The sequence below is a fragment of the Xanthobacter sp. genome, from assembly GCF_041911315.1.
GTDB classification, from domain to species: Bacteria; Pseudomonadota; Alphaproteobacteria; order Rhizobiales; family Xanthobacteraceae; genus Xanthobacter; species Xanthobacter aminoxidans.
The window spans coordinates 16,750-42,256 of the sequence record NZ_JAYRPE010000003.1 but is presented as its reverse complement, the minus strand read 5'-3'; the positions used below and the strand labels follow the sequence as shown (position 1 = coordinate 42,256).

At 70.0% G+C, this 25,507-nt stretch carries 22 protein-coding genes; 12 read left to right on the top strand and 10 right to left on the bottom strand.

Annotated elements, in window-relative coordinates:
* Positions 1-40: 40 nt before the first annotated feature.
* The 7 genes from ACE3QW_RS00920 to ACE3QW_RS00890 all read left to right on the top strand — a co-directional run bounded on the left by ACE3QW_RS00920 (position 41) and on the right by ACE3QW_RS00890 (position 7,918).
* The gene (locus ACE3QW_RS00920) at positions 41-1,012 is read left to right on the top strand and encodes a c-type cytochrome (RefSeq protein WP_374250066.1); all 972 of its coding nucleotides are present in this window, start codon (positions 41-43) and stop codon (positions 1,010-1,012) included.
* A gap of 26 nt (positions 1,013-1,038) precedes the next feature.
* Positions 1,039-1,533 (top strand): lipocalin-like domain-containing protein, encoded by a 495-nt coding sequence (locus tag ACE3QW_RS00915; protein WP_374250065.1) that lies wholly within the window; start codon positions 1,039-1,041, stop codon positions 1,531-1,533.
* A 388-nt stretch (positions 1,534-1,921) separates the two neighbouring features.
* On the top strand, positions 1,922-3,625 hold the full coding sequence (locus ACE3QW_RS00910) for a diguanylate cyclase (RefSeq protein WP_374250064.1): 1,704 nt from the start codon (positions 1,922-1,924) through the stop codon (positions 3,623-3,625).
* A gap of 117 nt (positions 3,626-3,742) precedes the next feature.
* Positions 3,743-5,083, top strand: a complete 1,341-nt coding sequence (ugpB, locus tag ACE3QW_RS00905; protein ID WP_374250063.1) for a sn-glycerol-3-phosphate ABC transporter substrate-binding protein UgpB — start codon at positions 3,743-3,745, stop codon at positions 5,081-5,083.
* A 23-nt stretch (positions 5,084-5,106) separates the two neighbouring features.
* On the top strand, positions 5,107-5,988 hold the full coding sequence (locus ACE3QW_RS00900; protein WP_250167238.1) for an ABC transporter permease subunit: 882 nt from the start codon (positions 5,107-5,109) through the stop codon (positions 5,986-5,988).
* Entirely contained in the window at positions 5,985-6,851 is an 867-nt protein-coding gene (gene ugpE / locus ACE3QW_RS00895) for a sn-glycerol-3-phosphate ABC transporter permease UgpE (protein ID WP_374250062.1), read from the top strand. Before ACE3QW_RS00900 ends, ugpE begins: the two co-directional genes overlap by 4 nt.
* Complete coding sequence (locus tag ACE3QW_RS00890) at positions 6,851-7,918, top strand: ABC transporter ATP-binding protein (protein ID WP_374250061.1); 1,068 nt, start codon at positions 6,851-6,853, stop codon at positions 7,916-7,918. The genes ugpE and ACE3QW_RS00890 overlap by 1 nt, the downstream gene beginning before the upstream one ends.
* 16 nt (positions 7,919-7,934) lie before the next feature.
* Here the strand turns inward: ACE3QW_RS00890 and ACE3QW_RS00885 are convergent, their stop codons facing one another.
* Genes ACE3QW_RS00885 through ACE3QW_RS00875 form a run of 3 tightly spaced genes read right to left on the bottom strand, consistent with a single transcriptional unit; the run spans position 7,935 to position 13,077 of the window.
* On the bottom strand, positions 7,935-11,024 hold the full coding sequence (locus ACE3QW_RS00885) for an efflux RND transporter permease subunit (protein WP_374250060.1): 3,090 nt from the start codon (positions 11,022-11,024) through the stop codon (positions 7,935-7,937).
* The gene (locus tag ACE3QW_RS00880) at positions 11,021-12,079 is read right to left on the bottom strand and encodes an efflux RND transporter periplasmic adaptor subunit (protein ID WP_374250182.1); all 1,059 of its coding nucleotides are present in this window, start codon (positions 12,077-12,079) and stop codon (positions 11,021-11,023) included. The genes ACE3QW_RS00885 and ACE3QW_RS00880 overlap by 4 nt, the downstream gene beginning before the upstream one ends.
* 14 nt (positions 12,080-12,093) lie before the next feature.
* Positions 12,094-13,077 (bottom strand): efflux RND transporter periplasmic adaptor subunit, encoded by a 984-nt coding sequence (locus ACE3QW_RS00875; protein WP_374250059.1) that lies wholly within the window; start codon positions 13,075-13,077, stop codon positions 12,094-12,096.
* A 485-nt stretch (positions 13,078-13,562) separates the two neighbouring features.
* Between ACE3QW_RS00875 and ACE3QW_RS00870 the strand changes: the two genes are divergently transcribed.
* Complete coding sequence (locus ACE3QW_RS00870; protein WP_250167234.1) at positions 13,563-14,138, top strand: TetR/AcrR family transcriptional regulator; 576 nt, start codon at positions 13,563-13,565, stop codon at positions 14,136-14,138.
* Positions 14,139-14,202: 64 nt separating this feature from the next.
* Complete coding sequence (locus ACE3QW_RS00865; RefSeq protein ID WP_374250057.1) at positions 14,203-15,120, top strand: alpha/beta fold hydrolase; 918 nt, start codon at positions 14,203-14,205, stop codon at positions 15,118-15,120.
* A 31-nt stretch (positions 15,121-15,151) separates the two neighbouring features.
* Here ACE3QW_RS00865 and trxC read toward each other — a convergent pair whose 3' ends face one another.
* Positions 15,152-15,598: a thioredoxin TrxC gene (trxC, locus tag ACE3QW_RS00860; RefSeq protein ID WP_374250056.1), complete on the bottom strand. Its 447-nt coding sequence runs from the start codon at positions 15,596-15,598 to the stop codon at positions 15,152-15,154.
* A gap of 277 nt (positions 15,599-15,875) precedes the next feature.
* Here trxC and ACE3QW_RS00855 point away from each other — a divergent pair, with 277 nt between their 5' ends.
* On the top strand, positions 15,876-17,978 hold the full coding sequence (locus ACE3QW_RS00855) for a c-type cytochrome (RefSeq protein WP_374250055.1): 2,103 nt from the start codon (positions 15,876-15,878) through the stop codon (positions 17,976-17,978).
* A 203-nt stretch (positions 17,979-18,181) separates the two neighbouring features.
* Here ACE3QW_RS00855 and ACE3QW_RS00850 read toward each other — a convergent pair whose 3' ends face one another.
* From ACE3QW_RS00850 to dsbD, 3 genes are read right to left on the bottom strand one after another with little or no spacing between them, the layout of a single operon-like run.
* Positions 18,182-18,859 (bottom strand): L,D-transpeptidase, encoded by a 678-nt coding sequence (locus tag ACE3QW_RS00850; protein WP_374250053.1) that lies wholly within the window; start codon positions 18,857-18,859, stop codon positions 18,182-18,184.
* 7 nt (positions 18,860-18,866) lie between these two features.
* Positions 18,867-19,496, bottom strand: a complete 630-nt coding sequence (locus ACE3QW_RS00845; RefSeq protein ID WP_374250051.1) for a DsbA family protein — start codon at positions 19,494-19,496, stop codon at positions 18,867-18,869.
* Positions 19,497-19,518: 22 nt separating this feature from the next.
* A complete protein-coding gene (gene dsbD / locus ACE3QW_RS00840; protein ID WP_374250050.1) occupies positions 19,519-21,333 on the bottom strand; it encodes a protein-disulfide reductase DsbD in 1,815 nt (604 codons plus the stop codon).
* 76 nt (positions 21,334-21,409) lie between these two features.
* On the opposite strand from dsbD, the gene ACE3QW_RS00835 reads away from it, so the two are divergent.
* Entirely contained in the window at positions 21,410-22,072 is a 663-nt protein-coding gene (locus ACE3QW_RS00835; protein WP_374250049.1) for a response regulator, read from the top strand.
* On the top strand, positions 22,069-23,412 hold the full coding sequence (locus tag ACE3QW_RS00830; protein ID WP_374250048.1) for an ATP-binding protein: 1,344 nt from the start codon (positions 22,069-22,071) through the stop codon (positions 23,410-23,412). The genes ACE3QW_RS00835 and ACE3QW_RS00830 overlap by 4 nt, the downstream gene beginning before the upstream one ends.
* A gap of 9 nt (positions 23,413-23,421) precedes the next feature.
* On the opposite strand, the gene ACE3QW_RS00825 is transcribed toward ACE3QW_RS00830, so the two are convergent.
* The 3 genes from ACE3QW_RS00825 to ACE3QW_RS00815 all read right to left on the bottom strand — a co-directional run bounded on the left by ACE3QW_RS00825 (position 23,422) and on the right by ACE3QW_RS00815 (position 25,404).
* Complete coding sequence (locus ACE3QW_RS00825) at positions 23,422-24,528, bottom strand: YeeE/YedE family protein (protein WP_374250047.1); 1,107 nt, start codon at positions 24,526-24,528, stop codon at positions 23,422-23,424.
* 79 nt (positions 24,529-24,607) lie between these two features.
* Complete coding sequence (locus ACE3QW_RS00820) at positions 24,608-24,979, bottom strand: metalloregulator ArsR/SmtB family transcription factor (protein WP_024280680.1); 372 nt, start codon at positions 24,977-24,979, stop codon at positions 24,608-24,610.
* Positions 24,980-25,011: 32 nt separating this feature from the next.
* Positions 25,012-25,404, bottom strand: coding sequence for a thioredoxin fold domain-containing protein (locus ACE3QW_RS00815; RefSeq protein WP_374250046.1), 393 nt, complete (start codon positions 25,402-25,404; stop codon positions 25,012-25,014).
* Positions 25,405-25,507 lie beyond the last annotated feature (103 nt).

The following is a 25,507-nucleotide window of genomic DNA, read 5'->3' as shown; positions in this document are numbered from 1 at the left end:
TCAGGGGTGGCTGCCGATCTCGCACTCATCGGGGCCGCAGATGTTTTTTCCGTGCCGGCTGGCGCGGGGCGTTATCGTCGCCGCAGCCTGCCTCCTCGCCTCGGCCGCCGGGGCCGACGAGGCGCCGCCCGTCTGGGCCTATCCCATCGCACCGCCGGACACCGTGCCGCCGAAGGACGACGGCACGGTGCGCCATGTGCCGGGCAGCAGCCGGGGCTATACGCTGACCGAGATCCGCGATCTCTTCGTGGCTCGCGACTGGTTTCCCGACGCCCATCCGCCCATGCCCGCCGTGGTGGCGGAGGGGCGTCACCCCGATACCCGGCCCTGCGGCGTATGCCACCGGCCCGAGGGCGTCGGCGGGCCGGAGAATGCGAGCCTCGCAGGCCTGCCGGCCGACTACATGCTGCGGCAGATCGACGACTTCCGCAGCGGCGCCCGCTCCACCGGGGTCAAGGCGCGAACCCACGTCTTCCGCATGATCGCGGCCCTCAGGAGCCTGAGCGAGCAGGAGATCGCCGAGGCCGTCACCTATTACGCCGCGCTGAAGCTGCCGCCGCGCATCAATGTGGTGGAGACCGACACGGTTCCCGCGAGCACGGTCCCCTCCTGGTACTACACGCCGAAAAAGGACGGGACATCCGAGCCGCTCGCCGGCCGCATCATCGAGATGCCGGACGACGAGGAGAATTTCGTCAACCGCGATTACCACGTGACCTTCACCGCCTATGTCCCGCGCGGCAGCGTCGCGCTGGGCGAGCGCATTGCGAATGAGGGGCTGGGCGCGCGCATCCCGGCCTGCGTCGCCTGCCATGGCGAGGGACTGACGGGCATCGGCGACATCCCGCCGCTCGCCGGCCGCTCGCCGTCCTATCTCGTGCGCCAGCTCTACGAGTTCAAGCACGGCCTTCGCAATGGCCCCTTGGCCGCGCCCATGCGCGCGAACACCGAAGAGATGAGCGAGCCGGAAATGGTGGCGCTCGCCGCCTATGCGGCGTCCCTGAAGCCCTGATCGTCCCGAAGGACTGGAGAACAGCCATGCGCATGAGGACCTTCATTCCCGCTGTCGTTGTGGCGCTCGCTGCGTGCAACGCCGGCGCGGCACTGGCCGCGGATACGATCGGTGCCCGGCTCGTGGGCGCGTGGAAGATCGTGAGCGTTTACGACGCGTTCACCGACGGGTCGCGGCGCGACACCTGGGGACCCGGCGCGCAGGGCCTCGTCGTCTTCACGCCCGGCGGCCAGTTCAGCGCCATCATCGTCGGCCGGGACCGGACGCCACGGACCGGCGGCGTGCCCTCCGAGCCGGTGGGGCCTGCCATGGCCTATGCCGGCGCCTACAGCGTCGACGAAGCGGCGCGCACCTTCTCCACCACGGTCTGGCAATCGACGTTTCCCCAATGGCAGGGCCAGACCCTGCTGCGCACCATCGAGGCGCTCGACGGGGACCATTTGAAGGTCAGGGCAGCGCCCATCACCGATGCCACCGGCCGGCAGTTCGTGCCGCATCTGGAGCTCGATCGCGTGAAATGACGCGGGCCTCTGGCCCCTGCCGGGCGCCCGCCCGGCTTTCAATGGAATCCCACTAGCTAGGCGATGGCGCGACCACGCCGGGCAATCCTCCGATGGATGGTGGGCAACTGGCGCGGCCCGCCGGCGCTCCTCCCCGCAGGGGAGCGTGAAGATCCCGGCGTGACGACCTCCCGCCATCCGGCGGCCGCGCCCTTTTCCCGATCCTCGTTGGTGGTATCATGAGGGGTAATCAGCAAGCTTAGACTTGTCATTCCGCACCGCCGGAGCCCCGCGTGGCTGACCATAGGCGATTTCGATCTTTCCCTTTAAGGTGATTGCGCGGAGGAAAAGATTCGCGTCGAAGCTCAGGGGCGGCTCGATCCGCCATGAGCTCCAGCGGAGTGTTGCGGTGACCGGCCGGCATTATGATTTCTTCGCCGACCTGCTCGAAGGCATGGACATGGGGCTGTGCCTCTTCGATGCGGACGACCGCTGCCTGTTGTGGAACAACACATTTCTGAAGTTCTTTCCGGAGCACGACGGCCACGTCCATGTGGGCGAGCCCTACGAGGAGAATCTCCGGCGCTTCTACGCCGCCCGGCTCGACGCTTCCGAGCAGGCCAACATCGAGCGCTACATCCGCGACGGGGTCCTGCGGCATCGGACGCAATCGCGCCCCTTCGTCTTCGACCATCGCGGCCGGCGCCTGCGTGTGAATGCCTTGACGGACTCCGATGGCAACCGCGTCCGCATCTGGCAGGCGCTCGTGCAGGAGCCGGCAGAGTCCGAACGGAGCGACGCGCAGCGCGGCTTCTCCATCGACCTGCTCGACCATATTCCCGACGGGGCCATGGTGCTCGACCAGAACGACCTCATCATCGCCGCGAACGACGAATTCCGCCGGCTCTATGGCGTGCGCCCGAGCGAGACGGTCGTCGGCCAGCCGTTCGCCGCCGTGGTCCGCCGGGCCTGGGCGGCGGCCGGCCGGCCCGACGAGCAGCTGGAGCCCGGACTTCTCGACAACATGCGCTTCGCCGGATCGCCGTTCGAGATCGAGCTGCCGCGCGATCAATGGCGCCGTGTCATCGCCCGTCGCACCAGCGACGGCATCGGATATTTCACCCATTCGGACATCTCCCTCCTCAAGCGCCAGCAGGCGGACCTGCTGGTGGCGGAACGCCGGGCGTGGGAGGGGGAGCGGCGCTATCGCCTGCTGGCGGAGAACTCGACCGACGTGATCGCCGCGATCTCCGGCGACCGGACGATCCGCTTCATGTCGCCGGCCTGCAGCCGCATTCTCGGCTGGGGGCCTTCTGAGATGCTCGATCGCGACGTGATCGATTTTCTCCATCCCGATGAGCAGCCCATGTTCCTGGCGGCGCTCTGCGCCGGCGAGGGAAGCGGTCTTGGCCGCAGCGCCGCTTTCGTGTGCCGGGTCCGTGCCCGCCATGACGACTGGGTGTGGATGGAAGCCTCCATCGGAGCGGTTCAGGAGACAACGCTCGACGGAGCCGATATCGCCTTCATCTGCTCGCTGCGCGATGCCCGCGAGCGGGTGCTCGCGGAGCGGGCGCTCAAGCGGGCGCACGAGGAGCTGGCGCTCATCGCCGGCAGTGATCCGTTGACCGGCCTTGCGAACCGGCGCCGCTTCGAGGCCATCTTCGATGAGGAATGGCACCGGGCGGGACGCGAGCGGCTGGGGCTGTGCCTGGCGATGGTGGATATCGATCGCTTCAAGGCGGTCAACGACACCTTCGGGCATCTCGCCGGGGACGAATGTCTCAAGCGGGTGGCGATGGTCATCAAGGCCAATCTCCCGCCCGGAGCCGGGCTGGCGGCCCGCTATGGCGGGGAAGAGTTCGTGCTTCTGCTTCCCAATGCCTCCGCAGCGCAGGGGCAGGCGCTTTGCGAGCGCATCCACAACGATCTCAAGCGGGAGCCGTGGTCGGCGGTGGCGCCGGGCCTCGACGCGGTGACCGTCAGCATCGGCCTGTGCATCGCGCGGGCCCCGCAGGGGGCCAGCATGGCCGGGCTGATCCGCATCGCCGACGAGGCGCTCTACAGGGCCAAAAGCTCGGGGCGGAACTGCACGGAGGTACAGCATGCCGTCTGAGGATGGCTGCTTCGCCGGAAAGTCACGCGGGCGTCATCCCCCCTTGGCAAGGTCGCGCGCCTTTCTCCACAATTGAACCGCGCCGCGCTAGCGCCCGTCCGCGTCCAGGAGGTGTCGATGAATCGCCGCGAACTGCTCGCCGGAACCGCCGCTTCTGCCGGCCTCGCGCTGGTGCCGGGCCTCGCCCTTGCGCAAGGCGCACCCGTGCAGATCACCTTCTGGCACGCCATGGCCGGCCCCCTCGGCGAGGAACTGAAGCGGCTTTGCGACGCCTTCAACGCCGCCCAGAAGGCGGTGGTGGTGGAACCGGTGTTCAAGGGCACCTATCCCGAGACCATGACCGCCGCCATCGCCGCCTTTCGTGCCGGCAAGGCGCCGCATCTGGTGCAGATGTACGAGGTCGGCACCGGCTCCATGCTGGCCGCCGGCGCGGCCGTGAAGCAGGTCTGGCAGCTCGTCGACGAGACCGGCGTCCGGCTCGATCCGGCCATCTACATGCCGGCCGTGCGCAGCTACTACAGCCTGCCGGATGGCCGCATGGCCTCCATGCCGTTCAATTCGTCGACCCCCATCATGTGGTGCAACAAGGACCTGTTCGAGCGCGCGGGCCTTGATCCCGAGCGGCCGCCGGAGACCTGGGAGCAGGTGGTGACGGCCGCCGAGGCGCTGCGGTCCAAGGGCGGCGCCAAGGTGGGCATGACCACAGCGTGGCCGACCTGGGTGCATCTGGAATGCTTCGGCGCCATCCATGATGTACCCTTCGCCACAAAGGCCAACGGCTTCGAGGGGCTCGACGCCGAGCTGGTGTTCAATTCCCCGCCCATGCGCAGCCACATCACCCGCCTTCTCGAAATGGCGAAGGCGGGCACCTTCACCTATGCCGGCCGTGGCGCCGCCGGCGACAGCCTTTTCCCGGCCGGCGACACCGGCATCTCCTTCAACTCGTCCGGGCTGCGCGCCGCCGTGGTGCGCGACGCCCGCTTCCGTTTCGCTGCGGCGCAACTGCCCTATGACCCGGCGGTGCGGGCCACACCGAACAATTCGATCATCGGCGGCGCGAGCCTGTGGACCATGACGGCGCCCGACCGGTCGGCGGCGGAATACAAGGCCGTCGCCAGCTTCCTCGCCTTTCTCGCCCGGGCCGACACCGATGCGTCCTGGCACCAGCGCACGGGTTATGTCCCGGTCACGCTGGGCGGCGCGGGCCTTTCGCTCGCCCAGGGCTACTATGCCCGCAATCCGGGCGCGGACATTCCCATCCGCCAGCTCAACCGCGGCGAGGTCACGGTCAATTCCAAGGGGTTGCGCCTCGGGCGGCTGACCGAGATCCGGGCCATCGTCGAGGAAGAGTTCGAGACCGCCCTGCAGGGCAAGCAGGACGCGGGGGCCGCCCTCGACACGGCCGTGGCACGCGGCAACAAGGTGTTGCGCGAGTTCGAGAAGTCCGTATCCAGATAGGTCCTGCGGAGCACGGCCCGGACATGGAGCGGCGAACGATCTTTCCGGGCTGGGCGACGCCCGCGCTGCTGCTGGTGCCGCAGATGGCGCTGACCGTGCTGCTGTTCCTGTGGCCCACGGCGGTGGCGGTGCGCGCGAGCGTCATGCGCGCCGATCCGTTCGGCCTCAGCGAGACCTTCGCGGGCCTCGACAATTTCACCGCGCTCTTCACCGACCCGCTCTATCTCGCCGCCATCGGGCGCACATTGGTGTTCTGTGGGGCGGTGACAGGGCTGGCGCTCGGCCTCGCGGTCCTGCTGGCGGTGTTCGCCGACGCGGACATCCGCGGGCGGGGCGCCTACCGGGCGGCGCTGGTCTGGCCCTATGCGGTCGCCCCGGCGGCCGCGGGCGTGATCTGGGCGCTGCTGCTCCATCCGCAGATCGGCGGCGTCGCCGGCCTCCTGAAGCATCTCGGCATCGCCTGGAACTACAAGCTGAACGACACGCAGGCCATGATCGCCGTGGTCGGCGCCTCCGCGTGGCGGCAGGTGAGCTACAATTTCATCTTCGTCCTCGCGGGCCTCCAATCCATCCCGCGCACCATCATCGATGCCGCGCGGATGGACGGCGCGCGCGGCTGGCGGCGGTTCCGCACCATCCTCCTGCCCATGCTCGCGCCGACGCTCGCATTCCTGGTGGTGGTGAACCTCGTCTATTCCGCCTTCGAGACCTTCGGCACCATCGAGGCCCTGACGCAGGGCGGACCGGGCCGGGCGACGCAGACCCTGATGGTGAAGGTCTATCGCGACGGTGTGGTCAATCTGGACCTCGGGGCCTCCGCCGCCCAGTCGGTGGTGCTGATGGCCCTCGTCATGGGGCTGACGGCGCTGCAGTTCCACTTCCTCCGGCGGCGGGGCGGGCGATGACGGGGGCATCGGATCTGCGCGCCCGGCTGCGGGGAAATCTGCTGGCCGGGAATCTGGTCGCCCACGCGGTGCTGCTCATGGGCACGGCCCTGTTCCTGTTGCCCATCTGGCTGGTGTTCGTGGGGTCGACGCTGGACAGCGGCGCCATCAACCGGGGCGATATCGGCCTCCTGCCGCGCCTCGAAGGCCTCGCGATCTACCCGCGCCTGCTTTCGCCCGCGCCCGGCGGGGTGCCCGTGTGGCGCATGCTGGCCCTTTCCTTCGCCATGGCGCTCGCCATCGCCGCCGGCAAGATCGCGGTGTCGCTGCTCTCGGCCTATGCGGTGGCCTTCTTCCGCTTTCCCGGCCGCATGCTGTGCTTCTGGCTGCTGTTCATCACCCTCATGCTGCCGGTGGAGGTGCGCATCATCCCCACCTTCGCGGTGGTGGCGGATTTCGGCATGGTGAACACCTTCGCCGGCCTGGTCCTGCCGCTCACCGCATCGGCGACGGCGACCCTGCTGTTCCGGCAGGCTTTCGTGCTGGTGCCGGACGAGTTGGTGGAGGCCGCCCGCATGGACGGGGCCGGTCCCTGGCGGTTTCTCCGGGACGTGCTGATCCCGCTGTCGCGCACCAACATGGCGGCGCTGTTCGTCATCCTGTTCGTCTACGGCTGGAACCAGTATCTGTGGCCGCTGGTGGTGGCCACCGACCCGCGGCTCGACACCATCACGGTGGGGATCGTGCGCATGATCGGCCCGGAATCCCGCACCGCCTGGAACGAGGTGATGGCGACCGCCATCCTCGCCATGCTGCCGCCCACGCTGGTGGTTCTGGCCATGCTCCGGTGGTTCGTGAAGGGCCTTACGGAGAGCGAACGCTGATGGCCGGGCTGGTCCTCGATCAGGTGCGCAAGAGCTTCGGCCGCACCGAGGTGCTGCGGGGCATCGACCTCGATGTGGCGCCGGGCGAAATGGTGGTGGTCGTCGGGGCGTCGGGCTGCGGCAAGTCCACGCTTCTGCGGCTCGTCGCCGGTCTGGAGCAGCCGAGTTCCGGCCGGATCATGCTGGATGGCGAGGACATCACCGCGCGCGATCCCGCCGCGCGGGACATCGCCATGGTGTTCCAGCACTATGCGCTCTATCCGCACATGAGCGTGTTCGACAACATGGCCTATGGGCTGAAGGTGCGCCGCCTGCCGCGCGCCGAGATCGCCGCGCGCGTGGAGGAGGCCGCCCAGATGCTGCACATTTCGCCGCTGCTGGGCCGCAAGCCGCGCGAGCTGTCCGGTGGCCAGCGCCAGCGCGTGGCCATCGGCCGGGCGGTGGTGCGCAAGCCGCGCCTGTTCCTGTTCGACGAGCCCCTGTCCAGCCTCGACGCGCGGCTGCGCACCTCCATGCGTGCCGAGATCAAGCGCCTGCAACGCCGCCTTGGCGTCACCAGCCTCTATGTGACCCACGACCAGCATGAGGCGATGAGCCTCGGCGATCGCATTCTGGTGCTGAACGAGGGCCGTCCGGCCCAGCTCGGACCGCCCATGGAGATCTACGCCCGCCCGGCCGACACCGCTGTCGCGGAGCTGATCGGCGATCCGCCCATGAACCTGCTTCCCGGATGGCTCGATGCCGATGGCCGGGTGCAACTGGAGAAGGACGGCCCGGGGAACGGACGGCCGGTGCTCGTGGGCATCCGTCCCGAGGATGTGGCGGGCGGGCGCCCCGACGGCGACGGGCTGGCCCTGGGCTTCACCCCGGACACGGTGGAGCCCATGGGCGCCGAGGTGCTTCTGGTGGGGCGCCTCGACACCGGCGCCGCATTCTCGGTGCGCACGTTGCCGGCCAGCTTCGCGCTGGGGTCCCCCCTCGATTTCCATTGCCCGGCGCAGCGGCTGCACCTGTTCGATCCGGGTTCGGGGCAACGCATCGGGCCGGCCGGTCCGGCGGCCCGATGATGCGCCGCCCCCCGGCTCACCCGGTGTGCGCGCCGGTCGCGTCGGGGCCTTGCGGGCCATCCCCGGGCTTCGGTGCGGGGATGCGGAACCAGGCCACATAGAGCGCCGGCAGGAACAGGAGCGTCAGCACCGTTCCCACAATGATGCCGCCCATCATGGCGTAGGCCATGGGTCCCCAGAACACCTCGCGGGCGATGGGAATGAGGCCGAGGCTTGCCGCCGCCGCCGTGAGCATGATGGGCCGCATGCGATGCTCCGTCGCCTCCCGCACCGCCTCCCACGGCGGGTGGCCCTCGGCCCGCAGATGCTCGATCTGGACGATCAGGATCACCGAGTTGCGGATGAGGATGCCGATGAGCGCCAGCACGCCGAGGATGGCGACGAAGCCCAGCGGCGCGCCGCTCGGCACCAGCGCGGCGACCACGCCGATGAGCGCCAGCGGGGCGACGGCGAACACCAACACCAGCCGCTGGAAGCTCTGGAGCTGGATCATCAGGATGGTGGCCATGATGAACAGCATCAGCGGCATCACCGCGAGGATGGGGGCCTGGCTCTTCTGGCTCTCCTCCACCGCGCCGCCGATGACGACACTATAGCCGGGCGGCAGCTTCGCGTTGAAGGCCGCGACGGCGGGCGTCAGCTGCTCCACCACCGTGTTCGGCTGGACCGCATCGATGATGCCGGCCTTCGCCGTGATGGTCGGCAGCCGCGAGCGCCGCCAGATGGTGGGCTGCTCGATCTCGTAGCGCAGGGTCGCCACCGCCGCGAGCGGCACGGAGCGCCCGCCGGAGCCGGGCAGCTGAAGGTCGCGCAGGGTCTCGATGGACTGGCGTTCCTGCGCATTGGCGCGGCCCAGCACGGTCACGAGATAGATGTCGTCCCGCACCTGGGTGATGGCCGTGCCGTCCAACACGCCGTTGAGCGCGCCGGCGATGTCCTCGGAGGTCACGCCCAGCTGGCGCGCCTTGTCCTGGAGCACGTCCACCTTGATGACGCGGGCGGGCTCCATCCAGTCGAACACCACGTTGCCGAGGTGCGGATTGCCGCGCATGACGCTGGCGAAGTCGAGGGCGATGGTGCGCACCTTCTGGATGTCCGGCCCGCTCACCCGATACTGCACCGGTCGGCCGACCGGCGGACCGATGTCGAGGAAGTGCACGAAGGCGTCGGTGCCGGGCATGGTCTTGTCGAGATAGGCCTGGAACTGCCCCCTCAGCCGGTCGCGCTCCTCCAGCCCCTTGGTGACGATGATGGTCTGGCCGAACGCCACGTCCGCCGGCTGCACGTCCACCGGCAGCACGAAGCGCGGGGCGCCGGTGCCCACATAGGTGGACCAGTGGTCGATGTCGGGATTGCCCTTCAGCACCTCCTGCTCGAAGCGCGCCATCTGGGCGTTGGTCTCGGCGATGGAGGCATTCTGCGGCACGTTCCAGTCGACGATCAGCTCGCGGCGGTCGGAGGACGGGAAGAACTGCTGCTGGACGAGGCCCATGCCGGCGATGGAGAGGATGAAGACGAGCAGCGTCACGCCGATGGTGGTCCAGCGCCACAGCATGGCGCGCTTCAGGATCCAGGCGAACGCACGGGCGAAGCGGCCGCCGCCTTCCTGATGATGCGGCAGGCTCTTCGGCAGGATGGCCACGCCCAGGAGCGGTGTGAACAGCACCGCCACCAGCCACGACACCAGAAGCGACACCGCGATGACCACGAACAGGGTGAAGGTGAATTCGCCGGCGTTGGAGCTGTTGAGGCCGATGGGGATGAAGCCGGCCACCGTCACCAGCGTGCCCGACAGCATGGGGAACGCCGTCGAGGTGTAGACGTGGGTGGCGGCTTTCCTGAGCGTGTCGCCGGCCTCCAGCCGCGCCACCATCATCTCCACCGCGATCATGGCGTCGTCCACCAGCAGGCCGAGGGCGATGATGAGCGCGCCGAGCGAGATGCGCTGGAGCGAGATGCCGGAATAGGCCATCACCATGAAGGTGATGGCGAGCACCAGCGGGATCGAGATCGCCACCACCAGCCCCGCCCGAAACCCGAGGCTGACGAAGCTGATGGCGAGCACGATCACCACCGCCTCCACCAGGGCGCGGGTGAAGCCGCCCACGGCCTCCTCCACGATCTGCGGCTGGTCGGAGACGAGATGCACGCCGACGCCCACCGGCAGGTCGGCCTCGATGCGCGCCATCTCCGCCTTCAGGGCCTCGCCGAACTCAAGCAGGTTGGCGCCGGCCTTCATGCCGATGGCGAGGCCGATGGCCGGCTCGCCGTTGAAGCGGAACAGCGCCTGCGGCGGGTCCACATAGCCGCGCCGGATGGTGGCGACGTCGGTCAAGGGGAAGAAGCGGCCGTTGATCCGGAGGTTGATGGCCTTGAGGCTCTCCTCGGAGGTGAATTGCCCGTTGACGCGCACCGCGATGCGTTCCGGCCCGGCCTGCAGCACGCCCGAGGGCACCAGCGCGTTCTGCGCCTGGAGCGAGGTGAGGACGGCGCGCTGGTCGATGCCGAGGGCGGCCATCTTGCGGGTGGAGAATTCGAGGAAGATCACCTCGTCCTGTGCGCCGATGATGTCCACGCGGCCCACGTTGGGCACGGTGAGCACCTGCGCGCGCACCTCCTCCACCCGGTCGCGCAGCTGGCGCTGGGTCAGCCCGTCGCTGGTGAAGGCGTAGATGTTGCCGTAGACGTCGCCGAACCGGTCATTGAACTGCGGCCCCGTCACCCCCTGGGGGAAGGTACCGCGGATGTCGTTGACCATGTTGCGCACCTGCAGCCAGGTGGGCACCACATCGCGGGCCTTGGTGGTGTCGCGCAGGTTGACGAAGATCGTCGTCTCGCCGGGGACGGTGAGGCTGCGGGTGTAGTCCAGCGCCTCCAGCTCCTCGAGCTTCTTCTCGATGCGGTCCGTGACCTGCCGCGTCATCTCCTGAGCCGAGGCGCCGGGCCATTGCGCCTGGATCACCATGGTCTTGATGGTGAAGGCGGGATCCTCCTCGCGGCCGAGCTGCAGGTAGGACAGGAAGCCCGCGAGCACGAAGGCGAGCATGAAGTACCAGACGAGCGAGCGATGCTCGAGCGCCCAGTCGGACAGGTTGAACGACTTCACGGCTGGACATCCTGCTCTAGACGGATCTTCTGGCCCTCGGACAGGCTGTGCACGCCCGCGGTCACGAGGCGCGTTCCTGCTGCCAATCCCGAGGTCACGCGCGCCTTGTCGCCGGAGGCGGCGGACACGGTGACCTGCTGCGCGTGCACCGTCCGGCCGTCCGCCGCGACGCACCAGACGAAGGACTTGCCGTCGCGGGTGAACACCGCAGAGCCCGGAATCAACAGGTCGGCGGCAAGAGTGTCGGCGGGACGCGCCGCGACGGTTGAGCCGAGCCGGTACACCGCGGGCGGATGGTCGAGGGTGATGCGGACGCGGCGGGTGCGGGTCACGCTGTCGGCCTGGGGCGCGATCTCCCGCACCCGGCCGGTCACGACGGGCGCCCCGTCGAGCTGGAGGCTGACCTGGAACGGCGATCCGATCCTGATATCGCCGATGAAGTCCTCGCCGATATCCACCACTGCCTCGCGGATGTCGGGCCGCGCGATGGTGACGACGCTGCGCCCGGGGGAAACCACCTGTCCCAGTTCCGCGCCGACCGCCGTGACGACCCCGGCGAACTCGGCCTTGAGCTGCGCGTAGCCCAGCTGCTCGCGCGCCTTGACGAGGTTCGCCTGGGCGCGGGCCAGCGACGCCTCGGCCGCCGAGCGGCCCTGCTCGGCGGTCTCGAACGTCGCCCGGCTGGTGGCCGCGGTCTCCAGAAGGGTCCGCTGGCGATCCTCCGTACCGGAGGCGTTGGTGAGCTGGGCCTGGGCGTTGGCGACCTCCGCGAGGGCGGACCGCACCGAGAGCTTCAGGGCGGTGTCGTCGATGGCGGCGACGACCTGGTCCTTCGCGACCACATCGCCCACGTTCACCGACCGCACGAGCAGCCGCCCCAGCACCCGGAAGCTGAGGTCCGTCTGCACCTGCGGCTCGATGGTGCCCGCCACTTCGAGCACTTCGCGGGACATGGGCTGCACCACCGCCGTCAGCACCGGACGCGGCGGAACTGCGGGAGCGGCCGCCTGCTCGCCGCAGCCGGCGAGGGCGGCCGCCGCGGCGAGCACCAGCATCAGATGGGCGTGTCTCACGAGCCGCTCTCCAGTGTGTAGTCGACGGTCTGGCCGGTGCTGAGGCGCTTGGCGCCGTCCACGACCACGAGGTCGCCCGGCGCGAGGCCGGAGGAGATCACGATGGAGCCGGTCTCGAAGGCGTCCACGACGACCTTGGCGAGGGATACCGCATGGGTCTTCGGATCGATCCGCCAGACCGCGGGGTCTCCGCCATCGGAGGCCAGCGCGCTCCAGGGCAGGACGATGCGCGGCTTCGCCTTCCACATCACGGTTCCGGTCACCGGGCTGCCGAGGGGCATGGCTTCGGGCGGGGCGTCGATGGCCACCTTCACCCGCACGGTGCCGGTGGTCGCATCGATGACCGGCGAGACTTCCCGCACGCGCCCGTCCGCGACGACCTTGGGATCGGAGACGAGCGAGACCCTGATGCGGTCGGTGTCGCTGTTGTGGAAGAAGGTCTCGTAGACGTCGAACACCGCGTCGCGCGTGTCGTCCTCGGCCAGCGTGAACGCCGGCTGGGCGGGCTGCACCACCTGCCCCACCTCGATGGTGCGGGCGGTGATGACGCCGGCCGCGCGGGCCCGCAGCTCGGCGTAGCCCAGCGCATCCCGTGCCGTTCCCAGCTGGGCGCGCGCGGTCTCCAGCGCGCTTTCCGCCGCGCCGGCCGTCTCCGTCGCCTGATCGTAGGCGGCGCGGGTGGTGTAGCCCTTGGCGAGCAGCGTCGACTGCCGCTGGAAATTGGCGTTGGCGACGCGCAGCCGGGATTCGGCGGCGGAGACGGCGGCCGTGGCGGCGTCGAGTTCGGCCTGCTGCTCGGTGGGATCGATCCGCGCCAGGAGATCGCCGGCGGCGACGTGCGCGCCCACGTCCACCAGACGTTCCGTGACCCGCCCGCCGACCCGGAAGGACAGCTGGGTGAGGACCTTGGCCTCGACATCCCCCGTCAGCGAGACGGAGGTGGTGCGGTTCGTGACCGCGACGGCCGTGGCCCGGACCACGAACGCGGGCCGCCCTGCGTCCGGTGTGGGGTGGGATGCGTCCTTCGGGGTTCCCTGTCCGTCGCAGGCGGCGAGCAGGCCCGAGAGGGCGAAGATGCAGATCAGCGCGGCCGTCGGCCGTCGCGCAGGCGAACGAACGCCCGCTCCGGTGTTCGCCGCCGGCGCGCGATACGGGAATTGCATGAGAAATCAGGCCGTTCTGTTCAAGACCCGGCGCACCGCGCCGCCGCCACGCCCTACGGCGCAATCGGCGGGCCAGTGTCCAGGGTGCGAATCTCCAAGGGACCGATGTCCTGGGGATTCATCTCGAGGGGACGTATGTCCGGGGGGCGCGCGCCGGTGCACAGGCATGAAAATCTCCGCTCCGGAACCTCGCGCCCCTCGGTTCTGCTATCCCTGTAGCGCGAGCCGCGGGTGAAAGTCAACGGGTGTTGACCAGATGCCCGCGACCTCCTACGCCTTGAGGCCGGATGAGGACGGATGTGATGACCAAGACCCGTGACAGCTCGGCGCCCGCCTCCGGGCGGGAGCGCATTCTGGCGGCGGCTGTCGCGCGCTTCTCGCGGCAGTCCTACGACGAGACCGGACTGCGCGAGATCGCCGCCGACGCGGGCGTGGACGTCGCCTACGTGCACCGCGCCTTCGGCTCCAAGGAGCAGCTGTTTCACGAAGCGCTGAAGTGCGCCGTGCAGATGGACAAGATTTTCGACGCGCTCGGTTCCGACCCGGCCCGGATGCTGGCGGCCCATCTGCTGGCGGAAGACGAGCCGGACGCGACGGTCCGGCCCATGGACATTCTGATCCGGTCCCTGACCAGCCCGAAGGCGGCGGCGGTGCTGCGCACGGCGGTGATGGAGGAGTTCGTGACGCCGCTGGGCGCGCATCTCGACACCAACGCCACGCAGCGTGCGGCGCTGGCGGCGGCGCTGCTGATGGGGGTCGGGATCCTGCGCGACGTGCTGGAGCTTCCGGCCCTCTCGGAAGGACCGGGCGGCACCCTTGAGCGCAGTGTCGCCGATACGCTGGCGATGGTGCTGGGACAGGCCGGTCCGAAAATTTGATCCGGGTAATATTGACTATAATTTCGTCCGGGTATTAATAGCGGGCCCTCTCCCGGACGTCGCCATGCCCCTCGTGAAAGCCAACCGTCTCGACATCGCCTTCGACAGCTTCGGCCCGCAGGACGGCGAAGCGATCCTGCTGGTCGCCGGTCTCGGCGTTCAGAGGATCCGCTGGGCCGAGCCGTTCTGTGCGGCCCTCGCGGGGCAGGGCTTTCGCGTGATCCGCTTCGACAATCGCGATGCCGGCGGCTCGACCCATTTCGGCCAGCACACGCCGCTAGACCTCGGCGCCCTCGTCGCCGCGCTGATGGCGGGGCGACGGCCGGACGTTCCCTATACCCTCGCCGACATGGCGGCCGACGCGGTGGGCCTGCTCGATGCCCTGGCCATTCCGCGGGCGCATGTGGTCGGCCTGTCCATGGGCGGCATGATCGCGCAGATCATGGCGAGCGAGCACCCCGGACGGGTGCTGTCCCTCACCTCGATCATGTCGGGCACCGGCAATCCGGCGCTGCCCCAGGCCGAGCCGGACGTTCTGGCCATGATGATGCGCCCCGCGCCCGATCCGGCCCGCGACGAAGCCGGCTTTCTGGCCCACAGCCTCGCCTTCGCCCGCCGCATCGCCGGTCCGGCGCATCCGGTGGACGAAGGCGCGCATGGCCGCCTCGTGCTGGAGGAGGCGAGACGCGCCCATGATCCCGGCGGCGCGGGCCGGCAGCTCGCCGCCATGGTCGTGGCGAGGGACCGCCGCGCCCGGCTCGCGGACATCGCCGTGCCCGCGCTGGTCATCCACGGCGCATGCGATCCCCTGATCCCGCCGGCCTGCGGCGCCGACACCGCGGCTTCGATCCCCGGCGCCGAATTCCTGCTGGTCGACGGCATGGGCCATCACGTGCCGGCGAGCCTCCACCGCGTGGTGGCGGAGGCCATCGTTCGTGTGGCGAAAGCGGCCGGCCGCGATCAGGCCGGAACCTGTCACTGAGCACGGTTCCGACCGCGCGCTCCGCCGTGGCTCAGCGTGCCGGGCCGGCGGCGTGCTGCTCCACGAAGGCGCGGATCTGCCCGCCGGAGAGGGCGCCGCTCTGGCGGGCGATTTCCCGGCCGCCGCGGAACAGGATCAGCGTCGGGATCGAGCGGATCTGGAAGCGGGCGGCGAGCTGCGGTTCGGCTTCCGTATCCACCTTGGCCAGCCGCACGCGGGGCTCCAGCGCCGCGGCGGCGGCCTCGAATGCCGGGGCCATGGCGCGGCAGGGGCCGCACCAGCCGGCCCAGAAGTCCACCAGCACCGGCAGGTCGTCCGAGCCGATCTGCCGGTCGAACGCCGCCGTGGTGAGCGCCACGGGATGGCCCGTGAACAGGGCCTGCCCGCACGAACCGCATCGTCCGCCGCCGCGCCGCTCGGCGGGCAGGCGGTTCAGCTGCCCGCAATGGGGGCAGGGGATGATGATCTTGTCGGACATGATGTCGATGACGGCCGCCGGGCGCCGGACCCGGTTCGCCTGCGGCCGCTCCTTTCTCCCGTCCAGATAGGCGGCCGTGGCGGCGCCGCAAGGCGAGGGCGGGAATTTCACAGTTGCGGTGCGTCAATGCCCTGCTGCGGTGCGGCTGTAGTGTCGTCGCGCGGGACTTGGAAGGCGGTGCGAAAGCAGCCGCGAATCGCCGGAGGGACGGGATGCCGTTTCTCCGGAAGGGTTCGTGTGCGCGTTCGGGGCGCCGGCCATGACAGGAGGTCGTTCCATGAACGACGAAGGGACAATCCGGCGCAGGCCGCGATTGAAGACGCTCGCGGCGGCCGCAGCCGGCGTCGCGGTGGTTGGCGCGGCCGTGTTCTGGTGGGTCGTCACCCCGCCACGCATCGAGGATGGCGGCCGCGCGCTGCCGCAGGCGGCGGACGCGGATTTGGTGGCGCGTGGCAAGTACATCGCCGAGCTGGGCGACTGCGTCGCCTGCCACACCACGGCGGACGGCAAGCCCATGGCCGGCGGGCGCGGGCTGGAGACGCCGTTCGGCATGCTCTATTCCACCAACATCACGCCCGATCCGAAGACCGGCATCGGCCGCTACAGCTTCGGCGCCTTCGACCGCGCCATGCGCAAGGGCGTGACCGCCGATGGCACCCACATGTACCCGGCCATGCCGTACCCGTCCTATGCGAAGATGTCGCCGGACGACATGTATGCGCTCTACGTCTACCTCATGAAGGGCGTGGCCCCGGTGGACAGCCTCAACAGGCCGTCCGGCATCGGCTTCCCCTTCAACCAGCGCTGGACGCTCGCCTTCTGGAACCAGATGTTCCTCGACAGCCACCCCTTCGTCGCGGACGCGGGCAAGGGCGAGGTGTGGAACCGCGGCGCCTATCTGGTGCAGGGCCTCGGCCATTGCGGCGCCTGCCACACGCCGCGCGGCATCGGCTTCCAGGAACTCGCCATGGCCGACACGGGTGGCGGCGGCGAAAAGTTCCTCTCCGGCTCCAAGGTGGAGGAGTGGAACGCGGTCAATCTGCGCGGCCTCGGCGACGTGGATGACACAGTGGAGCTGCTGAAGACCGGTCAGAATCGCTTCGGCACCGTCTCCGGCTCCATGACCGAGGTGATCCACAACTCCACCCAGAACTTCACCGACCCTGATCTTGTGGCCATCGCCACCTATCTCGGCGGTCTGCCCACCGACCAGCCGCGCGCACCGCGCCCGGCGACGCCGGACACGGGCGTGGCCTCGGCGGTTCCCGCCGCCATGTTCACCAGCCGGGGCGGGCTCGCCTACGCCCAGTTCTGCGCCGACTGCCATCGTTTGAACGGGGAAGGCGTCGCCAAGGTGTTCCCGCCGCTTGCCGGCAATCCGACCGTCGCGGCCAAGGACCCCTCGACGCTCGTCCACATCACCCTGACCGGCTGGGCGACGGCGCAGACGCAGGCCCATGCCCGCGTCTTCACCATGCCCGGCTTCGCCCGGCTGGGCGACGACGAGATCGCCGACATCCTCTCCTTCGTCCGCGCCAGCTGGGGCGGCGGGGCGGCGCCGGTGACGGCCGGCGAGGTGAAGGCGGCGCGCGCCACCCTCGACCCGAAGGTGGACACCCGGCCCTTCGACACGCCCCGCATCGCCGACGTGCTCAATGAGCCCAACGCCACCCAGCTGGTGCGCGGCATGCGCCTCAACACCGAGACGCACACGTTGCTGCCGAAGAACGTGGGCAACGTGCTGAACTGCTCCAGCTGCCACCTCAATGCCGGCACGGTGGCCGACGGCTCGCCTTATGTGGGCGTCTCCGCCTTCTTCCCCAGCTACGCGCCGCGGGCCGGGCGGGAGATCACGCTGGAAGACCGCATCAACGGCTGCTTCCTGCGCTCCATGAACGGCAAGCCGCTCGCCAAGGACGGCGACGACATGAAGGCCATGGTCGCCTATTTCGACTGGATGAAGCGGGAGACCAAGCCCGAGGACAAGGTGGAGGGCCGGGGCGTCGGCAAGATCAGCCAGCAGATCAAGCCGGACACCGAGAACGGTGCCAAGGTCTACGCCGCCCAGTGCGCCGTCTGCCACGGCGGCAACGGAGAGGGCATCAAGGACGCCGCCGGCGCCTTCGTCTATCCCCCGCTCTGGGGCGACCAGTCCTTCAACATCGGCGCGGGCATGGCGCGCACGTACACGGCAGCGGCGTTCGTGAAGCGCAACATGCCCATCGGCTTCCACGGCGGTTTCCCGCTGGGCCAGGGCGGCCTCACCGATCAGGAGGCGGTGGATGTGGCCGAATACTTCAGCCACATGCCGCGGCCGGACTTCGCCCCCAAGGTGAACGACTGGCCGAAGGACAAGAAGCCGGCGGACGCCCGCTACTGACCCCCTGAAACAACGAGCGCCCGGACCGTGCAGGGTCCGGGCGCTCGCGCATCCCCCCGTCGCGGGACAATGGACGGGTGGAAAGGGTGTTGCGTTGCCTACGCTCAGGTGCCGCGCGGGCTTCTTTGCGTTGCCCTCACTCAAACGCCGCGCGGGCTTCTTTGCGTTGCCTACGCTCAAACGCCGCGCGGGCTTGGAAGAACTCAGACGGGAAGCACCACCACCTTCGTGCCGTTGGGCACGCGGCGGTACAGGTCGATCACGTCCTGGTTCATCATGCGGATGCAGCCGGAGGAGACCGCCTCGCCGATGGTCCAGGGCTCGTTGGTGCCGTGGATGCGGTAGAGCGTGTCCTTGCCGTCCTTGAAGAGATAAAGCGCACGAGCGCCGAGCGGATTGGTCTCGCCGCCGGCCATGCCACCTGCCCAGGGGCGATACTTGGCGGGCTCGCGCGCGATCATGGCGTCGGTGGGCCGCCAGCTCGGCCATTCGCGCTTGTTGCCCACGTTCGCGGTGCCGGAGAATTCCAGCCCTTCGCGGCCGACACCCACGCCGTAGCGCAGCGCCTTGCCGTTCTCCTGCACGAGGTAAAGGAAGCGGTTCCGGGGATCGACCACCAGCGTGCCCGGCTCCTCCCCGGTGGGGGCTTTCACCAGTTGGCGCACGTTGCGCGGCTTGATGTCGTCGGGATCGGCGGCGGGAATGCGGAAGCCGCCGTCCTCCAGCGCGCCATAGCGCGCGGCATCAGCCGGGGCGACGCGCGGTGCCTTCACCGGCATCTCGTCCTGCGTGGTCACGCAGGCCCCGAGGGCCAGCGGCAGGACGAGGGTGGTGAAGAGACCGCGACGGGACAGCAGGGGGGACGCGGGAAGGGAATCCAAGGCCGGCTCACTCCCCTGCGGTCTGGCGGCGGCGGGCTTCGGCCACGGCGCGCTTGAAGCTTGAGTAGTCAAGGGTGGAGGCGAGCAGCGGGCCGACCAGATAGGTGGGCGTGCCGCTGAGGCCGAGGGAGTCCGCCTGCGCGGCGTTGCGCTTCAGGAGCGCGCCGATGTCGGCGATGTGGGCTTTGAGATCCGCCATCAGCCGGTCGAGATCGACGCCCGAGCCGGCCACCGCCTTCAGCATGGTGGGCTCGTCGATGCGGCGGCCGGGGATGGCCATCAGCGCGTTGTGGACGCTCTCGTAGCGGTCCTGATAGGTGGCCGCCAGCGCCAGCTGCGCGCCGTAGACCGAAGCCTCGGTGAGCACCGGCCAATCCTTGTAGACGAGGCGGATGTGCCCGTCCTCCTTCACCACGCGGGCGAGGTCCGGCGCCGATTTCTTGCAGAAGGGGCAATTGTAGTCGAGGAAGGCGACGATGGTGACATCGCCCTCCGCATTGCCGAACGTCGGCGCGGCCGGGTCGTGGAGGATGGCGTTGACGTCCACCCCGTCCGCCCAGGCGGTGCCTGCGCGCGCCAGCACGGCCGGCATCAGGGCCGCCACGGCGGCGATGCGGATGAAGTCCCTGCGTTGCATGGGGTGTCCTTCGGTTATGGGGTCAGAGCCCTGCTTCAAGGGCGAGGTGGTCGATGTCGGCGAGGGTCAGCGCGCCCACGTGGCGCGAGCCCGGCACCTCGCGTCCGGCGGGATCGAGGAGGAACAGGGTCGGCGGGCCGATCACCGCGTAGCGGCCCATGAGGGCCTGCGCGCCGTCGCCATACCGGGTCACGTCCACGGCTATGCGATCGAGCCCCGACAGGCGCGCAGCGGCGGCCGGCGCGGCCATCGCCGCCTCGTTGGACTTGCATACCGTGCACCAGTCGGCGGTGAAGGAGACGAGGGTGGGGCGGCCGTCCTGACCGGCGGCGGCGAGCGCCTGCGTCAACGCCGCGGGGGACGACACCCGCACCTCCCTTGCCTCCGCAGTGGCCGGGCGGACCGGTGCGGCGAGGAAGGCGAGGGGGCGCAGGGGATCATTGGCCCCGCCGGCCGCGCCGACCAGCAGCAGGAGCCCGCACGCCACGGCGGCGATGCCTGCCGTCTTGCCCAAGGTTTTGCCTATCCGGCGGCCGGCATCGGCGTCGGAGGCCAGCGCATCGAAGCCGCCGGTGAACACACCGAGGCCGATGGCGAGCAGGCCGTAGAGGGCAAGGCCGGCGGCATCGGGCAGCACGCGCGCCGCGAGCCAGACGGCGATGGCGAGGAAGAGCACGCCGCAGCCCTGCTTGATGGCGACAAGCCAGCGTCCCGAGCGGGGCAGGATCTGCGCGCCGAACGCGCCCACCGCCACCAGCGGCGCCGCCATGCCGAGGCCGAGCATGAACAAAGCGGAGGCGCCGCGCGCGGCATCCCCCGTCTGCGCCGCATAGAGCATGGCGGCGGCGAGCGGCGGCGTCACGCACGGCCCCACCACCAGCGCCGACGCGAAGCCGAGCCCCGCCGCGCCCGCGATGGAGCCGCGCCCGCCCGACGGCAGCCGGGCAGCCAGTGCGGAGGGGACGGCGAGATCGAAGAGGCCGAACATGGCGCCGGCCAGCGCGACGAACACAGCGGCCATCAGGCCGATGGCCCATGGCGTCTGCAACGCCGCCTGAAGGTTCGCGCCGGTCCAGGCTGCGCCCATGCCGAGCACGCCATAGGCGGCGGCCATGGCAAGACCATAGGCCCCGGACAATGCGAGGCCGCGGGCCGGTGTCGGCTTCGCTCCGCCGCCCGCGAGGATGCCGGAGAGGATCGGCAGCATGGGGAAGACGCAGGGCGTGAAGGCGAGCAGCAGGCCGAGGCCGAAGAAGGCGCCGAGCAGGGGTAGCAGGCCCCTGTGGAACAGCCCATCCATGGCGGTGGGCGGGGCGGCGGGCTGCGCTGCGGCCGGGGAGGCCGGTTGCTCCAAGGGCGCGGCTTCGGCGCGCGGAGGAGCGGTGGTGATGGCGAGCGTCGCCAGATCCACCCGCCGTGTCACGGCGGGGTAGCAGACACCCTGCTCGGCGCAGCCTTGGAAGGAGATGTCCAGCGCCCCCGTCGCCGGCAGGCCGGTGGCCTGCGCAGTGACGGACCGGTGATAGATCTCCACCGGCCCGAAATTCGGATCATCCTTCTCCTCGCCCGGCGGCAAGGCGAGGGGGACGGCGGCGCCCCCCGTCCCGGCCTTCAGGCTCTCGCGATAGAGATAGGTGCCCGGCGCGATGCGCCAGCTCAGGGAGAGGGTGCCGTCCGTCCCCCGTGTCGCCGAGACGGTGAAGGCCTCGTCCGCCTTCAGGATACGGCCCTGCGCCAGCGCGGGGGCGGCGCCGGTGGCCGTCAGCATGGCCAGCGCCAGCACGGCGAGCGCGTGGCGGAGGGGGGAGAGGGGAGAGCGGGGCGTGTTCGCGACCATGGCCGCTCCCTCGGATGCCCACCTTAAGCGGGCCTTAAGGTCGGGGTAGAAGGGAAGGGGCAAGGAGAGCGGTGTGATGCGCATACTGGTCGTCGAGGACGATCCGATCCTGATGGACGGCCTCAAGGTGGGGCTCGGCCTCGCCGGGGCGACGGTGGACGATGCGACGACCTGCGCCGACGCGCGGGCGGCGCTCGCGGCCGCGCGTTTCGATGCGGTGGTGCTGGACGTGATGCTCCCGGACGGCTCCGGCCTCGATGTGCTCGCCGGCCTGCGTGCGCAAGGTGACGCGACGCCCGTCCTCCTGCTCACCGCCCTCGATGAGGCGCCGGACCGGGTGCGTGGCCTCGATGGCGGTGCCGACGACTATCTCGGCAAGCCCTTCGACCTCGATGAGCTGAACGCCCGCGTGCGCGCCATCGCCCGCCGCGGCCACGGCCGGGCCGGCCCGCTGCTCAAGGTGGGCGCGCTGGTGCTCGATCCCGCCACCCTCGCGGCGACGCTGGACGGGCAGTCCATCGCCCTGTCGCGGCGCGAGTTCGCGGTGCTCTCCACGCTCATGGAGCGGCCCGGCGTGATCCGCTCCCGCATGGAGATCGAGGAGCGGCTCTATGGCTGGCAGGAGGAGGTGGAGAGCAACGCGGTGGAGGTGCACATCCACAATCTGAGGGCCAAGGTCGGCCGCGAGACCATCGAGACCGTGCGCGGCCTCGGCTATCGCGTCAGGGGGCCGGCATGACCTCGCTCAAGCGCAGGCTGGTGCTGATCCTGCTGGCGGCAACCGGCGTCATCTGGCTGTGCGCCACCGGCTGGATCTACGCCTCCAGCCGCAGCGAGCTGGAGCATGTGCTCGACACCCGCCTGCAGGAGGCGGCGCGCATGGTTCATTCGCTGGTGGCCGGCGGCAACATCGCGGCCGCCGAGGCCGTGGCGCAGGCCACGGTTCCGCCCGAGGCCGGCTACGAGCGCCAGCTCTCCTGCCAGATCTGGTCACTGGACGGCCGCCTCGTCGCGAAATCCGGAGGTGCGCCGGAGGAGGCGCTGGCGGGGCCCGCGGAAGGCTTCTCCGAGCGCACGGTGAATGGCGAGCCGTGGCGGGTCTACACCATCCTCGATCCGGACAAGGGCGTGCGGGTGATGGTGGGCGACCGCATCGGCCTGCGCGACCGGCTGGTGCGTGATCTGGTGGCGGGGCTGCTGGCGCCGGTGATCTTCATCGTGCCGTTGCTCGGCCTGCTCATCTGGATCAGCGTCGGCCGCGGGCTCGCGCCGCTTCATGCGGTGGCCGGCGACATCGCCGCCCGCGACGGCGAGGACATGCGCCCCGTGGCGCCCGCCGCCGCCCCGGCCGAGATCCGCCCGCTGCTGGAGGCCATCAACGGCCTGTTCGCCAAGGTGGAGGCCGCGCGGCGGCAGGAGCGCGACGTGACCGCCTTCGCCGCCCACGAATTGCGCACGCCCCTCGCCGGCCTGAAGACGCAGGCCCAGATCGCGCTGGCGGCGCATGACGCGCCGACGCGGGAAGGCGCGCTGCGGCAGATCCTCGTCTCGGTGGACCGCACCACCCGCCTCGTGCGGCAGCTGCTGGCGCTGGCCAAGCTCGAAGGCACGCCGTCCCCGCCGCTGGAAGCTTCCGGCGAGACGGAGGCCGGGGCGCTGTTGCGCGACATCGTGCGCCAGACGGCGAGGCCCGGGACGGCGCATGTGGTGGTGGATGAGGCCCTCGACGCGGTGAAGCTGAAGGGCGACCGCGAGGCGCTGCACCTGATGCTGCGGAACCTGCACGAGAACGCGGTGGAGCATACCGTAGAACATGCGGCCGGCGGCACCATCGCGTGGCGTCCCTGCGCCGGCGGTCTGTGCGTGGAGGATGAGGGGCCGGGCATTCCCGAGGACGAGCTGCCGCTGGTGACGCGCCGCTTCTACCGGGGCCGCAGCCGCAGCGGGGCGGGGAGCGGCCTTGGGCTCACCATCGCCACCATGGCCGCCGCCCGCGCCGGTGCCCGGCTGACGCTGGAGAACCGCCGCGATGGCGCCGGCCTGAGGGCGACCATCGTGTGGCCGCGCGCCGCCGCCTGAGGCGCGCCGTCAGGGCTTGTTGTGGAAGCCGAAGCGGCCAGCCACGCTCTGGCGCACGAAGCCGGTCAGAGAGCCTTCCATCAGCAGCGCGATGCCGAGCCGCGCGCCCACCGCCATGCCCGCCACCGCGAGCGGCCAGGACAAGGCGAAGAGGGAACCGGCCGTCAGGCCCTGCCCGATGGTGCAGCCGCCGCAGAGGATGCCGCCGGAGCCCATGAGCACCGCGCCGAGCAGATGGCGCTTCATCTCGCGCGGGTCGTCGAAGGCTTCCCAGCGGAATTCGTCCGCGAGCCGGGCGGCGGCGAAGGCGCCGAGGGCGACGCCGAAGACGCTGCCGGCGCCGAACTCGGCGAGGCTCGCGGGCTCGAACAGCACGCCGAACAAAGCGCGGGCCACCGGCGAGACGAAGGTGAGGCTCTGCGGCGCCATGGGGTGGGCGAATTCATCCACCAGCCAGGTGGTGGCGAGCCAGCCGGCGACCACGCCGAGGCCCAGCATCACCCCCGCCGTCATCAATCGTCCGGCGCGGCGCAGCCTGCGGTCGGCAAAAGCCGGCGCCACCAGCGCGACGCCCGCGACGGCGGTGAGGATGCCCCTGAAATCATGCCCGGTGAGGCGCCCCATGATGGAGGGCAGGTCGCTGGCGGTGCCGGCCGGCAGCAGAAGGGCGACGCGCTCCAGCCCGTCCACGCGGATGCCGGCGAAGATGCCGCGCAGCGTCGCATAGGCGACCGCGCCGAACACCAGCAGCACCACGAGGCTGCGCAGATCGCCCGAGCCCAGGCGCACCAGCGAGCCGAAGGCGCAGGTGCCCACCAGCGCCATGCCGAGGCCGAACAGCACGCCCCCGGTGAGGATGCCGAGCCACGGCAGCGCGGTGGTGACGTAGTTCGTGCGGTCGGGGCTGAGAATGCCGGCCATGGTGAGGGCTTGCGTGCCCAGCACGGCGAGGCCGAGGGCGAGCGCGAACACCTTCATGCGGCGCCAGTCGTGGCCCACCATGGCGTCTTCCAGCGCGCCGAAGGTACACAGGCGGGCGCGGAACACGGCGAAGCCGACCACCCCGCCCACGGCGAGACCGGCCAGCGCGGTCCACCAGGGGCTTGAAACATCCATTGCGCGCCTTCCTCCCTGAGATGGCCGGAGCGGGACTTATGGAGCGTCCCGTCGCCGGCCCGGCGCATTTTTACTGAGCTTACTTTGCGTCCGATGCGGGCGTGCCGCAATACATGTCGTAGATGACCGAGATCACCCGGCGCACATCATCGTTGGCGAGGCTGTAATAGATGGTCTTGCCGTCGCGCCGCGTGGTGACGAGATCGTCGAGGCGCAGGCGCGCTAGCTGCTGGGAGACCGTGGGCTGGCGCAGGGACAGGATGTTCTCCAGCTCCGTCACCGAGCGCTCGCCCTCTGCCAGCAGGCACAGGAGCAGCAGGCGGTTCTCGTGGGAGAGCGCCTTGAGGAAGTCGCTCGCCTTGCGGGCGTTGCGCATGAGGCGGTCGAGCTCGGGCGAAATCTCCGGGCCTTCCCGCAGCTCGTCCTCAAGGCGCCTGGAAACGATCGACATGTGCCTGCCTTCTCAATCCTGGCGGGGCGACCTCACGGCCGCGCGCCTGCCATCCTGTCCGGTATCGTGTTCTGCATCGAGCCGAGCAGGCCCCAGAATGCTTCATCTGAAGCATAGCCGGTAATGCGCCCGACTTCGCGCCCCTCGTCCACCAGCACGAAGGTGGGCGTGAAGCGGACCGGCGCGGCCAGCACCACGTCGCCCGGCGCACCGTTGGAGAGGTCCACCCGGCGGAGCGGCGCGCGCTGCCCCTCGTCGGTCTTCTCGTAGATGGGCGCCACGTCGTGGTCGAACTTCAGGCAATAGGCGCAGCCCTTGCGCTCGAACATCAGCAGCTCCCGCGCCGAGGCAGCAGGCGCGAGAAACAGCGAAAGACCGGCCGCGATGAGGCCGGCCGCGAGCATCAGGACCGCTGAAGGGCGCATGAATTCACAATCCAGACGTGGATTTCACAAGACATATTATCGCATTCGCATATATCTTGGGCAAGGACCAATCCGCGCACCTTGAACCGACGCGGTTTCCAAC

What these genes read in the sequence shown, in the direction of transcription:
- ACE3QW_RS00835 (WP_374250049.1), top strand. Translation starts at nt 21,410, where the DNA reads ATGCGCATACTGGTCGTCGAGGACGATCCGATCCTGATGGACGGCCTC.
- ACE3QW_RS00845 (WP_374250051.1), bottom strand. Translation starts at nt 19,496, where the DNA reads ATGCAACGCAGGGACTTCATCCGCATCGCCGCCGTGGCGGCCCTGATG.
- trxC (WP_374250056.1), bottom strand. Translation starts at nt 15,598, where the DNA reads ATGTCCGACAAGATCATCATCCCCTGCCCCCATTGCGGGCAGCTGAAC.
- ACE3QW_RS00870 (WP_250167234.1), top strand. Translation starts at nt 13,563, where the DNA reads ATGACCAAGACCCGTGACAGCTCGGCGCCCGCCTCCGGGCGGGAGCGC.
- ACE3QW_RS00920 (WP_374250066.1), top strand. Translation starts at nt 41, where the DNA reads ATGTTTTTTCCGTGCCGGCTGGCGCGGGGCGTTATCGTCGCCGCAGCC.
- ugpE (WP_374250062.1), top strand. Translation starts at nt 5,985, where the DNA reads ATGACGGGGGCATCGGATCTGCGCGCCCGGCTGCGGGGAAATCTGCTG.
- ACE3QW_RS00825 (WP_374250047.1), bottom strand. Translation starts at nt 24,528, where the DNA reads ATGGATGTTTCAAGCCCCTGGTGGACCGCGCTGGCCGGTCTCGCCGTG.
- ACE3QW_RS00915 (WP_374250065.1), top strand. Translation starts at nt 1,039, where the DNA reads ATGCGCATGAGGACCTTCATTCCCGCTGTCGTTGTGGCGCTCGCTGCG.
- ACE3QW_RS00830 (WP_374250048.1), top strand. Translation starts at nt 22,069, where the DNA reads ATGACCTCGCTCAAGCGCAGGCTGGTGCTGATCCTGCTGGCGGCAACC.
- ugpB (WP_374250063.1), top strand. Translation starts at nt 3,743, where the DNA reads ATGAATCGCCGCGAACTGCTCGCCGGAACCGCCGCTTCTGCCGGCCTC.
- ACE3QW_RS00815 (WP_374250046.1), bottom strand. Translation starts at nt 25,404, where the DNA reads ATGCGCCCTTCAGCGGTCCTGATGCTCGCGGCCGGCCTCATCGCGGCC.
- ACE3QW_RS00880 (WP_374250182.1), bottom strand. Translation starts at nt 12,079, where the DNA reads ATGCTGGTGCTCGCCGCGGCGGCCGCCCTCGCCGGCTGCGGCGAGCAG.
- ACE3QW_RS00820 (WP_024280680.1), bottom strand. Translation starts at nt 24,979, where the DNA reads ATGTCGATCGTTTCCAGGCGCCTTGAGGACGAGCTGCGGGAAGGCCCG.
- ACE3QW_RS00855 (WP_374250055.1), top strand. Translation starts at nt 15,876, where the DNA reads ATGAACGACGAAGGGACAATCCGGCGCAGGCCGCGATTGAAGACGCTC.
- dsbD (WP_374250050.1), bottom strand. Translation starts at nt 21,333, where the DNA reads ATGGTCGCGAACACGCCCCGCTCTCCCCTCTCCCCCCTCCGCCACGCG.
- ACE3QW_RS00900 (WP_250167238.1), top strand. Translation starts at nt 5,107, where the DNA reads ATGGAGCGGCGAACGATCTTTCCGGGCTGGGCGACGCCCGCGCTGCTG.
- ACE3QW_RS00865 (WP_374250057.1), top strand. Translation starts at nt 14,203, where the DNA reads ATGCCCCTCGTGAAAGCCAACCGTCTCGACATCGCCTTCGACAGCTTC.
- ACE3QW_RS00890 (WP_374250061.1), top strand. Translation starts at nt 6,851, where the DNA reads ATGGCCGGGCTGGTCCTCGATCAGGTGCGCAAGAGCTTCGGCCGCACC.